At 67.9% G+C, this 12,222-nt stretch carries 9 protein-coding genes; 3 read left to right on the top strand and 6 right to left on the bottom strand.

What is annotated here, in order from left to right; all coding sequences use genetic code 11:
* Window positions 1-5 precede the first annotated feature (5 nt).
* A complete protein-coding gene (locus tag QFZ57_RS02405) occupies window positions 6-2,822 on the bottom strand; it encodes a PEP/pyruvate-binding domain-containing protein (protein WP_306897666.1) in 2,817 nt (938 codons plus the stop codon).
* Between the two features lie 106 nt (window positions 2,823-2,928).
* Window positions 2,929-3,969 (bottom strand): universal stress protein, encoded by a 1,041-nt coding sequence (locus QFZ57_RS02410; RefSeq protein WP_306897668.1) that lies wholly within the window; start codon window positions 3,967-3,969, stop codon window positions 2,929-2,931.
* A gap of 439 nt (window positions 3,970-4,408) precedes the next feature.
* Between QFZ57_RS02410 and QFZ57_RS02415 the strand changes: the two genes are divergently transcribed.
* A complete protein-coding gene (locus QFZ57_RS02415) occupies window positions 4,409-5,062 on the top strand; it encodes an NAD(P)-binding protein (RefSeq protein ID WP_306901505.1) in 654 nt (217 codons plus the stop codon).
* 55 nt (window positions 5,063-5,117) lie between these two features.
* Here the strand turns inward: QFZ57_RS02415 and QFZ57_RS02420 are convergent, their stop codons facing one another.
* Entirely contained in the window at window positions 5,118-5,765 is a 648-nt protein-coding gene (locus QFZ57_RS02420; RefSeq protein WP_306897670.1) for a copper resistance CopC family protein, read from the bottom strand.
* A 111-nt stretch (window positions 5,766-5,876) separates the two neighbouring features.
* On the opposite strand from QFZ57_RS02420, the gene QFZ57_RS02425 reads away from it, so the two are divergent.
* Window positions 5,877-7,316, top strand: coding sequence for an NCS2 family permease (locus QFZ57_RS02425; protein ID WP_306628880.1), 1,440 nt, complete (start codon window positions 5,877-5,879; stop codon window positions 7,314-7,316).
* On the opposite strand, the gene QFZ57_RS02430 is transcribed toward QFZ57_RS02425, so the two are convergent.
* The gene (locus QFZ57_RS02430; protein WP_306897673.1) at window positions 7,317-8,621 is read right to left on the bottom strand and encodes a cation:proton antiporter; all 1,305 of its coding nucleotides are present in this window, start codon (window positions 8,619-8,621) and stop codon (window positions 7,317-7,319) included.
* A 198-nt stretch (window positions 8,622-8,819) separates the two neighbouring features.
* On the opposite strand from QFZ57_RS02430, the gene hutG reads away from it, so the two are divergent.
* On the top strand, window positions 8,820-9,773 hold the full coding sequence (gene hutG / locus QFZ57_RS02435) for a formimidoylglutamase (protein ID WP_306897675.1): 954 nt from the start codon (window positions 8,820-8,822) through the stop codon (window positions 9,771-9,773).
* Window positions 9,774-9,791: 18 nt separating this feature from the next.
* Here hutG and QFZ57_RS02440 read toward each other — a convergent pair whose 3' ends face one another.
* Together QFZ57_RS02440 and QFZ57_RS02445 are read right to left on the bottom strand one after the other, a co-directional pair.
* Entirely contained in the window at window positions 9,792-10,457 is a 666-nt protein-coding gene (locus QFZ57_RS02440; protein ID WP_306628883.1) for a response regulator, read from the bottom strand.
* Window positions 10,454-12,034: a sensor histidine kinase gene (locus tag QFZ57_RS02445; RefSeq protein WP_306901506.1), complete on the bottom strand. Its 1,581-nt coding sequence runs from the start codon at window positions 12,032-12,034 to the stop codon at window positions 10,454-10,456. Before QFZ57_RS02445 ends, QFZ57_RS02440 begins: the two co-directional genes overlap by 4 nt.
* Window positions 12,035-12,222 lie beyond the last annotated feature (188 nt).

The following is a 12,222-nucleotide window of genomic DNA, read 5'->3' on the forward strand; positions in this document are numbered from 1 at the left end:
AAAGACTACGCCCGTGTACGCGGGTCCGCGCCACTGCGGTTGTCCCCATCCGGCTGCGTACCGGGACCTTCCGGCACCACGGTGCCCGCGCCGCCGTCGACCGTTATATTCTGTCCGGTGGCTATCAGGCGCGTGGCGTCCGCGACTCCAACAACAGCGGGGATCCCGTACTCCCTGGCCACGACGGCGCCGTGGGAATTGGCTCCGCCCATCTCCATCACCAGCCCTCCAGCCGTGAGGAACAACGGAGTCCAGCCGGGGTCAGTGGACGGGGCAACCAGGATTTCGCCCGGCTCAAGGCGGGCTCCCTCGGGATCCAGGATGACACGTGCTGCAGCAGTCACCGTTCCCGCCGAGGCAGGGCTGCCGGTCAGGGTTCCGTCGCCGGAAATTCCGACGGCGGTGCGCACCGCTTCGGGTTCGGCGCCGTCCGAGAGCAGCACCCGGGGGATGTGCCGGCGCCTGAGTTCCTGCGCGTACTCCTGGCGCCGGGCCGCCACGAGTGCCCGGAGGTTTGTGACGGGCGCTCCGTTGTCCGCGACGTTCCCGGACACCGCCTGGCGGGCTTCAGCGAAGTCCAGGAAGAACATGTCGTCCTGCCGTTCGATCGTGCCCGACTGCTCCAGTTCCCTGCCCACCAGCAGCAGTTGCCGGCGGACTTCCCCGAGGCCAACAACCAGCTGGTACTTTGGCAGCTCCCGCAGGCCGGCGAACAGGCGTGCCCTGTGCAGCGCGGCACGCACCAGCCGTCCCCGTATCCTGCCTCGGGCGGCAGCGCGGGCAACGAGCCGGTCCACCTGCGCTTCCGCTTCCTCGGCGGCCTTGCTGAACTGGACGTCAGGTGCCAGGTCCGGGTCCTCCAGCCTGAGGTAATTGGCAAGGATGCCCAGGATGTGTGCCGGCTCTTCCGACCATCGCGGCAGTCCGACGTCGATTTCGCCTACCGCCCGGCGGCCGTACCTGTCCAGGAACCTGGCCAGGCCGGCGTCCAGGCGTGCCGGGAGCTGCCCGGCCTGGAAAGCCTCCGCCAGGACGGAGGGATTGTTCGTCATGAGCGCAGTGCGTGATTCGGCGTCGTCCCGGATTTCCTGTGCGAGGTGCCACAGCTCCAGATCCATTTCCGTAGTGACGTTGTTGGGCAGGCCTCGGATCACCGGCTGCAGTTCGCCCCACCCATTTCCGCCCAGCAGCTTTCCCGCGACACCGAGCATCGCGAAACCCAGTGCGGGAAGGGGAAGAATGGCCGGAACAATCGGAAACAGGCGTGAGCCCAGGAGGAACTCGGCGTGGTCAAGGCGGGCCAGGGCGCCCGCTCCGGACCCGGGAGCCAGCGACGCCTCGAATTCCCGGGTGAAGCGGTCCAGCCGTCGGAGGGCAGCCCTGGGCCGGAGCAATGCCCGGAGTACGGTGGCGGGAACCTTGGCCCGGGCTGCCACGGGGACAACGTGGCGCAGCAGCCCGAAAGGTGTCCGTCTGGTCACCGAGAACGCGGGGTCGTCGAACAGCTGCCGCATGACCGTTGCCGTCCGGGCCTCCATGATGTCGAAAACCCGCGGAACCAGGCGGCGGCCCACGCTGCTGCGGATGGGAGTGGTGAAGTCGATGTAGATCCGCTGCCCGGCTTCGGCGTAAGGGGACGGCCCACGCCGGGGATCAGGGACCGGGAAGCCGGCAGCTGTGGCGACGGAGGAGGCAATGAGACGAACAGCCGCGAGCCCCATGGGCGTGAGCGGCCGGGTAAGCCCCTGGGCAAGGCTGAAACAGAGGTACGCCCTGGTACCGCCCGCCGCGGACCTGCCCGGCGGGACCCTGCCTGCGGCGCCGTTACTCTCCGGGACCGGGTACAGCGTGGTGATGGGCCTGGACTGGGTGAGCCAGAGGGCGCCGCTGCGGTCTATGGCCCACTCCGTGTCCTGCGGGGCGCCGAAATGTCCTTCGGCCAGTTGGCCGAGCCGCGCGAGTCCGGCCACTTGCTTGTCCGTCAGGCAGGCAGTGCCGCCGGCCGCCGTCGACCTCCGGGTCTGTGTCCCGCCGCCGGGCAGGGTCCGTACCTCCACGCCCTTATCGCCGAGTTCCCTTTCAAGGATCCTGCCGGTCAGGGCATCCACCACGAAGTGGTCCGGGTTAACGGCGCCGGAGACAACGGCCTCGCCAAGGCCCGGGCTGGCATCGATAACGATCTGCCGCCTGCGGCCGGTCACGGTGTTCGCCGTGAACATGACGCCGGCTGTGTCCGCGTCCACCATCCGCTGGACCACCACGGCGAGCGCCACGCCTGCCGGATCAATCCCAAGGCTTGCCCGGTAGGCGGTTGCCCGGTCGGTCCACAGCGACGCCCAGCAATTGCGGACGGCCGCCAGCAGGGCAGGCACCCCGATGACATTGAGGTAGGTGTCCTGCTGCCCGGCAAAGCTGGCGAAGGGCAGGTCTTCTGCTGTGGCCGAAGACCTGACCGCCACCGGGACGTCGGGCCCCAGGGCCCTGTAGGCCTGTTCCACCGCCTCGGAGACGTCCCCCGGAAGCGGAGCTGCCAGGATCGCAGCCCGCGCCGTTCCGGCCAGGCCCGCCACATCGGGTGATTCCCGGCCTGTTGGGTCCCCCAGGATGGCGTAGACCTCGGCCAGCCCGGGAAGCAGGGAATCGCCGGCACCAACCACCTGCCGGTATGCCGCGGTGGTGAGGCAGAAACCCTCCGGCACTGGTAACCCGGCGGACAAGAGCTCACCGAGGTTGGCGGCCTTGCCGCCCGCCAGCGCAAGCATCCCCGCATCAAGGTGGCGCAGATCCAGCACCAGCCCGGCGTTCGTGCTGGTGCCAACCATCGGCAGCCCCTGCTGCCCTATCTCTGTGTGCTCCATGTACGGGTGCCCGATGTCCCAGGTTCCGTCTGTCCGGGATGCCCTGTTGCGCGATCCGTTTGGGCGCGGGTCAGGCGGCGTCGCCCAGGATCGGACCGAACCGCGCACGGTCGGCAAGGCGGGGGTCCTCCCGGTCCGGGACCACCATGACCGGACCCTTGGCGTGGTGGAGCACGCCGTCGGACGTTGAGCCCAGAAGCATTCCGGTGAAGCCGCCGCGTCCGCGGGTACCCAGGACCACCAGTTCCACGTGCCGGCTTTCCTCGACGAGCACATCCACTGGCGAGCCGTCCTTCAGCTCGTAGTCGGCCTGCAGGTGCGGATAGTGGCTGCGAAGCCACGCCATGCCGGCGTCCAGGGTGACCCGGATGTCATCGAACAGTGCCTTCCTGTCCATGGGAGCGGGAACCCAGGCCAGGGAACCGCTGTACTGGGGCACGGCACAGACCACGCGGAGGGAGGCGCCCAGGCGTTCGGCCTGCTCGGCTGCCTCGAGGACGGCAACGCGTGCCTGCTCGGAACCATCCACGCCAACCACCACCACGTTCTCCACCTGCCGGTGTCCGGATTTGGCTTGCTCCGCCTTGACGCGGCGGTCCTCCGTGGTCTCGCCGAGCCGGTCTGAGCAGAACAACGGGACCGTCACCGTGGGGCACTTGGCATGGGCGGGCAGGGCACTGCTGACAGATCCCAGGAGCCGCCCCACGAAGCCACCGCGGCCGCGGGTGCCCACCACCAGGAGTTCCGCGGTTTCGGAGATTTCCAGCAGGACTCCTGCGGCATCGCCGTTCTCCACCGAAGAACTGACTTCCACGTCGTACGCGGAAACCTTCTCCAGGGCCTGCTTGGCGATGGCCTCGGCACCTTCGCGGATGACGGAATCATCCACCGTGGCATAGCCTCCGTCCAGGCCGGACGCGGCGAAGATCGGCACGGAATACGCGGTGACGATATGGAGGGGACGACGGCGCCGCTGGGCTTCCCGCGCCGCCCACACCAGGGCGCACTGGCCGTGGTCCGAACCGTCCACCCCCACCACGATGCCGTGGGGAGCGGCAGACGCCCCACCACCATCCCGGGCCGGGTCCGGGTGCAACTCTCCTGAGCCCATGGGGGCCGCCTCCTCGCGATACGCCTGATGTTGCGGCTATTCTGCCAGAAAACGGACCGCACCCCGTGCATGGGCAGCACCCCCAAAAGCTGGAGCCGCACCGGCAGGGAAAGGGCCGTTCCCGTTTCCCACTATTCTCCGTCCCCAGGCGCATAGCAAGCCTGTTCAGGCGCCTGTTGGGCACGTTATCCACAGGCTTTGCGGCGCGGCCCGGAAAGCGCCTTCACGGCAGCAGGAATGTTTTCTTCATTGGGCTATCCACGGCCGGGTTTGTTCTGTAGTCTTCAGGACATTGTTGGTCCGGGACGCCAACTGCAACTTCCTGCGCGGACTGTCCCGGCCATGCGCTGCGGCCGTACTTGGGGGTAACGGGACGCGGGCCGGCGAGGATGCCGGCACCTGCCGAAAGCTTCGAAGGAGGGAAACTGTGGTGTCAAGCATGCCTGGGAATGCCGGGACGGAACAGACCACCACTGTCATCATTGGCACCGGCCTGTCCGGGCTTGCCGTGGCAGCTGAACTGCGCCGCCATGCTGTGGACTCCATCGTGGTGGACGGACTGGACATCCTTGGCGCCGGCCAACCCGCAAACACGTCGTCGCTGCAGCGCTGTGATGCGGCGGGCAGCGATACCCTCCGGGAGCGGAACGAGATCCTGCGCCATTTGCGCAATTACGCGGCGAGCCACAGCGTCGACGTCCGGAACACCACGCGGGCGGTCCAGCTGACCATGCTTGAGGGGCCGGAGCACGATGCCGCTCCGCAGTGGCAGGTGCACACCCCCACCGGCATACTGGTGGCCGACCACATTGTCCTGACCCGGTGCGCCCACAGCCAGCTGCGCCGCATGCTCAACGACTTCGGCATTGCCGTTGGCCGGAACGTGGCAGCGGCGATGCGGGCTATCGGCATCTACCTGGTGGGAGTGGGCGAGCTGATCACGCCCTCGCCCAAAGAAGTGCTGCGCCAGGCCAAGACGGTGGGCCAGGCGATTTCCGCCAAGGTCAATCCGGACAGCAGCCATTCATCCGGCGGCCATTCACCCAGCGGCGTCTTCCCGGCGACGGGAAGCTTTGCGGTGCTGAGCTGCTGACAGCCCTCCCGGTGCCCGCCGTCAGGCCGGACCCTTCCGGAACTGCAGGAACGGGCTACTCCCCGTCCCTTTCCCGGGCATCCCCGTCACCCGTGAGCCGGCGCCGGGCCAGGACGCCGAGGGCCACCAGCAGTCCCACGGCGACGGCCGCAAAAATCACGATGCTCCACTGGAACGGCGCGCCGGCATTTGCAGGCCCGGATGGCTCTTCCGTCACCCCTGGCTGCGCCGTGCCCATCCCCGGAACCACACCCGCCGTCGTCGGACTTCCCGAAGTGGAATTCACTGACGGGGCGGCACCGGACGAAGCGGCACCGGCGCCGGAGGCCGCCGTGAAAGTGAAGGTGCCCTCGATGGGGTGCGAGTCGGAACTCACCACCCGCCACGCGACCGTGTACGCCCCCGCGGGGCCGCCTGGCCGGAGCTTCTGGGTGGCCACGTTGTCCACGATCTGCACCGACCCGTCAGCCCACTCCGTGCCGCCGGCGTCCTTGACGGAGAAGGACGAGCCGATGCCCAGCGGCTTGTTGCTGAAGGTCACCGAGACCTCGCCCGGCGGGGTGGCCAGCGCGGCCCCCTGCGCCGGGCTGGTGGACTCTGCTGCGTCATGGGCCGCCGCCGTGCCCGCAAGGCCCAGCGTTGCGGCTGCAAGGATAAAGGAACCGAGCACAAGGCTCAGCAACTGGCGGCGGACCTGGCGCATGTTTGGGCTGCTCCTCGTGTTGGCTTCCTTACAGACTAGGCGAAATTGCCGGCCCACTCCCTGCCGTCCCCTTAGGATGCAGGTATTCCCACACACTTCCCCGGAGGACTAATGCTTAAGCAAGGCTCTGCCCTGGACCGGTATTTCAGGGTCACCGAGCGCGGTTCCAACCTTTCCCGCGAGGTCCGCGGCGGGTTCGCCACGTTCTTCGCCATGAGCTACATCGTGGTGCTGAACCCGCTGATCCTGTCCGGTCCGGACTCCAGCGGAACCACGCTGGGCTTCACGGCGGTGGCCGCAGTAACCGCGTTGGTAGCGGGTGTCCTGACCATCCTCATGGGGGCCTGGGGACGGCACCCCTTCGCGCTGGCCACCGGCCTGGGCGTGAACGCCTTCGTGGCCGTCACCGTGGCCACCAATCCCGGGCTCACGTGGCCCGACATGATGGGCGTGGTGGTCCTCTCCGGCCTCACCATGCTGATCCTGGTCCTCACCGGCTTCCGCACCGCGGTCTTCAAGGCCGTCCCGGACGGCCTCAAGACCGCAATCGTGGTGGGCATCGGCCTGTTCATCGCCCTGATCGGGCTGGTCAACGCAGGGTTCGTGCGGCGCATCCCGGACGTGGCAGGCACCACGGTCCCCGTCGGGCTGGGCTTTGAAGGCAAGCTGCTGGGCTGGCCCACCGCCGTTTTCGTTTTCGGCCTGATCCTGACCATCGCCCTGGTGGTGCGCAAGGTCAAGGGTGCCATCCTGATCGGCATCATCACCTCCACGGTGCTGGCCGTCATCCTTGAGATGACCCTGCACATCGGCCCCAGCTTCGACGGCAAGACCTCCAACCCCCAGGGCTGGTCCCTGGTGGCCCCGGCGTTCTCCGGCTGGGCCGCCCCCGACCTCTCGCTGATCGGCAAGGCCAACCCGTTCGGCGCCTTCGAGCACCTCGGCTTCGTGGCCGCAACGCTGCTGGCCTTCGTCATCCTGCTCAGCATCTTCTTCGACGCCATGGGCACCATGGTGGGCCTGGCCAACGAAGCCGGCACCGTGGATGAGAACGGCAACATTCCCGACGTCGACCGCGTGCTCCAGGTGGACGCACTCGGCGCCATCATTGGTGGCGGCGCGTCCGTCTCCTCCAACCAGATCTACGTGGAAGCCGGTGCCGGCATCGGCGAAGGCGCCCGGACCGGCGTGGCCTCGATCGTGACCGGTTTCCTGTTCCTGGTGGCCATGTTCTTCACCCCGCTTATCAACCTGGTGCCCTTCGAGGCCGTGGCCCCGGCACTGGTGGTGGTGGGCTTCATGATGGTGTCCCAGGTGGGCAAGATCGACTGGCAGGACTGGGGCATCGCCATCCCCGCGTTCCTGACGTTCACCCTGATGCCCTTCACCTACTCCATCGCCAACGGCCTGGGCGCGGGCTTCATCGCCTACGTCCTGATCCGCACGGTCCAGGGCAGGGTCAAGGACATCCACCCGTTGATGTGGGCTGTGGCCGCCGCGTTCCTGCTGTTCTTCGCCATCGGCCCCATCGAGGCCGCACTGGGCATGTAGCTACACCGGGGTGTTCGGCGCGAGCCCCTCGTCGCCGGACACCGCCAGCGCCTTCCGTTGGCGCAGCCGGTCCAGCCGGTTCATCAGGGGCGAGGTGGTGGCGCCGTGGATCACGATGGACAGCGCCACCACCAGCCCAATGAAGGACCAGAGCCAGCGCGCCTGGTCCGTGAAGGGGCCCTCGCCAAGTGCAAAGGCCAGGTAGTACAGCGACCCGATTCCGCGGATGCCAAAGAATGAGAGCGCCACGCGTTCCCGCGGACCGGTCTTGCCGCCCAGCAGGCCCACCCAGCCCGCCAGCGGCCGGACCACCAGCAGGAAAGCCAGCGCCACCAGCACTTCCGCCGGCCCGATTCCGGCGAGCAGCCCGCGGGCGATGGCACCGCCGAGCAGGACCAGGATCACCACGGTCAGGAGCCGTTCCAGCTGCTCCACATAGGAGTGCAGCACCCGGTGGTAGCCGTGGGTGCGCTCCCCGGCCCGGATGGTCACGGCACAGACGAACACGGCAATGAACCCGTAGCCCTCCACCATCTCCGTCAACCCATATGACAGGAATGTCGCCGCCAGGGCCACGAAACCCTCGGAATGGCTGGACAGCCTGAAGCTTTCGGCACGCGCGGAGAAGAACAGCCTGGCGAGCAGCTTGCCGGTGAGGAAGCCCACCAGAAGCCCGGCGGCCAGCCGCCACAGCACGTCCAGCCCCAGCCATTCGCCGAACCAGGCAGACGGGTTTGCCCCGGCGACGCTGATGGCAATGGCCAGGTACACAAACGGGAACGCCAGCCCGTCATTGAGCCCGGCCTCCGAGGTGAGGCCGAACCGGACCTCATCCTCCTTGTCGGTGTGATCGTCCTGGTCCGCGGGTTCGCCAACCTGGACTTCGGACGCCAGGACGGGATCGGTGGGGGCGAGGCTGGCGCCCACCAGCAGCGCCGCGCCGAGCCCCAGGCCCAGGAACCACATGCCCAGCAGTGTCAGTCCAAGGATGCACAGTGGCATGGCTATGCCCAGGAGCCGCCAGGTGGTGGACCAGCGTTTATGCCCCACCGGCCGGTCCAGGGCCAGCCCGGCGCCCATCAGCGAAATGATCACGCAGACCTCCGCAAGGTGCATGACAAAATCGTTGTGCTCCACCGGATTCGGATCCGGCAGCGAGGGAATCAGCGCGAACGCGCCCATGCCGGCACCCAAAAAGACCATCGGCATGGACAGGGGCATGTTGCGCAGCAGCTTGGGCAGCACCGCGGCGATGAAGACGGCCAGGCCGGCCACGGCAAAGAGGATGTCTGGGGCTTCGAACATGGGGCGGCTCTCCAGCCTGGAATGGTTGCGTGGATCCGAAAGCGGGCATGACACGCTCCGATCGGGCGGACTGCTCTCACCATATCCCCTGCGCCAGGCATCTCCCCGGTGCCCGGCTGAAGTATGGGTTCTTGAATCCCGGACAGGACGACGGCGCCGGTGCTGGTTTTCGTGCCCGGCATGCGGTGAGCTTGAGGCATGTCCCTCCAGCTCCCTGCCGTCGACGTCCCGCCCCAGCCCTGGACAGGCAGGTTCGACGGCGACGGCCCGGGCCACCGCCGATGGTGGCAGGCAGTGACCGCGTTGGATAAGTCACCGGGATCCGCGACGGGCGCCAGGCCGGCTGCCCTGCTGGGCTTTGCCAGCGACGAGGGGGTGCGCCGGAACAAGGGCCGCACCGGAGCGTCCGCCGCCCCCGCAGCCCTGCGGAAAGCGCTGGCTCCGCTGGCTTTCCACCTGGCCCGCACGGTGGCTGACATCGGCGACGTGGTGGTGTCCGGAACGGACCTGGAAGCCGGGCAGGAACGGCTTGGCCAGGCAGTGGCGGCCCTCCTCGATGCCGGCCACCAGACCGTTGTACTGGGCGGCGGCCACGAAACGGCTTATGCCAGCTACCTTGGAGTGAGCGCATCGTCACCGGTGCGGACCGGACAGCGACTGGGCGTCCTGAACCTTGACGCCCACTTCGACCTCCGCGACGAGCCAGTGCCCAGTTCGGGGACGCCGTTCCTGCAGATGGCCCGCGCTGAAGCGGACGCCGGGCGCGAATTCCGCTACGCCGTCGTCGGCATCTCGGAACCGAACAACACGCAGGTCCTGTTCGACACCGCCCGGAGGCTGGGCGTCCGGTACCTGCTGGATGAGGACAGCGAAGCGGAGCGGGTCCGGGACTTCGTGGCTGCGTTCCTGGCAGACATCGACGTCCTGTACCTGACCATAGACCTGGACGTGCTGCCAGCCGCGGTGGCACCCGGGGTGAGCGCGCCCGCAGCGTACGGGGTGCCGCTGCCCGTCATTTCGGCGGTGTGCCGGCAGGTGGCGCAGAGCGGGAAGCTCCTGCACCTCGATGTGGCGGAGCTGAACCCGGCCTTCGACGTGGACGGCCGGACTGCCAGGACCGCCGCGCGGCTGGTGGACACGCTGCTGCGCTGATCCAGGTCACGGGTGGGGTCAGGCCTTCAGGACGTACCGCCGCTCCGGCCGTCCCACCCCGTACTTGAGCCGCACGTCCAGCGTGCCTTCGTCGTGCAGGTATTCCAGGTAGCGGCGGGCGCTGACGCGGGACGTGCCCAGTTCCTGGGCCACTTCGGCGGCTGACACGTCACCGTCCGCGGCGGCGAGCGCGGCCTCCACCAGCCTCAGGGTCTCGATGCTGCAGCCTTTGGGGAGCGGACGCTCGGCGCGGTCCAGGCCGAACACCCGGTTGACGTCCGACTGTTCGGCCACGTCCTTGGAAGCATCCAGGCTTTGGTAGGCGCTGCGGTAGTGCTCCAGCCGCTCCTGGAGGTCCGTCTGCGAAAAGGGCTTGATCAGGTAATGGACAATGCCGCCCCGGAGCGCCTTCCTCACGGTCTCCACCTCGCGCGCAGCACTGATGACCAGCACGTCCAGCTCCGGCGCCACGCTGCGCAGACGCTGCATCAGGTCCAGGCCGTTGATGTCCGGCAGGTGGATGTCCAGCAGCACCAGGTCCGGCTGGAGCCGTTCGGTCTCCGCCATGGCCTGCGCTCCGGTGTGTGCGGCACCCACCACGGTGAAGCCCGGCGTGCGCTGGATGAAGCCGGCATGCACCTTGGCCACCATGAAATCGTCATCGACGATCAGGACCTTGATCATGGCTGGATACTCCCTCGTTTCAGCACCGCGGTAAAGACTGCCCCGTTATCGTTGGCCACCGTCAGGTCACCGCCGCTGCGGCGGCACACCGCCCGGGACAGGGCCAGCCCGAAGCCGCGGCTGCCGGCCGCGTCCGATTCCTTGGTGGTGAAGCCCTGGCGGAAGATGTGGTCGGCGGAGCCGCCCGGAATACCGGGACCATTGTCCCGCACCGTCACCACAACGTCTCCCCCGGCCTTGCCCTCCACCAGCACCCTGACGGTTGCCTCTGGAAGCCCGGTGACGGCGTCGAACGCGTTGTCCACCAGGTTCCCCACCACGGTGGTGAGGTCCCGGGACAGCTCGTCATCAACCTTGTCCAGCACGGAGTCGGGGACCAGCTGCAGGGCGGCGCCACGTTCTGCGGCAAGGCTCGACTTGGCGATCAGCAGGGCAGCGAGCGCTGGATCCTTGATCCGGCCGGTCACTTCATCGTTGAGCCGGGTCCGGTCCACGGTGGCACCATTGACGAACTGGACCACGGAGTCGTACTCGCCGATCTGGATCAGGCCGGAAATGACGTGCAGCTGGTTGGCGAACTCGTGGGCCTGGGCGCGAAGCGTGTCCGTGGCGGTGCGGGTGGTGCCAAGTTCCCGCTCCAGCTCGGACAGCTCGGTGCGGTCGCGGAGCGTGGTCACCGAGCCGATGACGCGGCCGCGGGACTGGATGGGCACCCGGTTCATCACCACGAGCCGGTCGCCGACGAGCACCAACTGGTCCGGCCCGGGCTGTTCACGGGTGAGGACTTCCTTCAAGGCAGGTTCGACGGCGAGGCCTGCCACCCTTTTGCCCACGCAGTCATCGGGAAGCCCCAGCAGGGAACGCGCGCTGCCGTTGGCCACGGTGATCCGTTCGTGCGGGTCCAGCGCAACCACGCCTTCTTTCAGGCCCTGCAGCATGGCTTCGCGGTTCTCCACCAGCCCGGTGATCTCGCTGGGTTCCATGCCGAGGGTCTGCCGCTTCACCCGGCGCGAGAGCAAGAGGGAACCGGCGATGCCCAGGACACTTGCCACGCCCAGGTAGGTGAGCAGGTTGGGAACGGCGTCGCCCAGCCGCTCGAGCACCGTGGGATAGTTGCGGCTGATGGAGGCGATGCCGATCATCCGGCCGGTGTCGTCAAGGACCGGAACGTGGGCGGACAGCAGCGGGGCCGGGGTACCGCCCACAACTCCGGTCCAGGCCCTGCCTTCCATCACCCTGCTTGCGCCGAGCTCCAGGGGCGCGCCCACCAGGCTGGGGTCCGAGGAGGCCACCACGGTGCGGTCTATTTTTGCCAGCGCCACCCGGGATGAGCCCGAGACGATCCGCACGGACTCTGCCACCGCGGGAAGCACGGCCCCGCCGCGCGGTTCAGCGTCCGGGAGGAGTTCCCGCACCACGGGGTTGCCGCCCAGGGCTTCCGCTGCGGAAAGGGCGCGCCTGCCCTCGGTGCGTTCAAAGGCCGCTGCGGACTGGGCCAGCGAGATGGCCACCACAGCCACCAGGACTGCCAGGACAATGAGCAACTGCAGCAAAAGGTACTGCCCAGCGAGGGACATTCCTCGTCGTCGAGTCACAGTGGTCTTCCTGGTGCTTTGGGGTGGGGCCGGTTGCGGCTGGCGGCGGTCCGGTACCGGGAACTATATCCCAAAGCCTCCTGCAGGGCCGTTGTGGGGTCTTGGCAACGTGAACGCAATGAACACAACTTTCTCTGCGTACACAAGAGTGATCGCTGTCACTTGCACCC

This window comes from Arthrobacter sp. B1I2, from assembly GCF_030816485.1.
GTDB lineage: Bacteria > Actinomycetota > Actinomycetes > Actinomycetales > Micrococcaceae > Arthrobacter.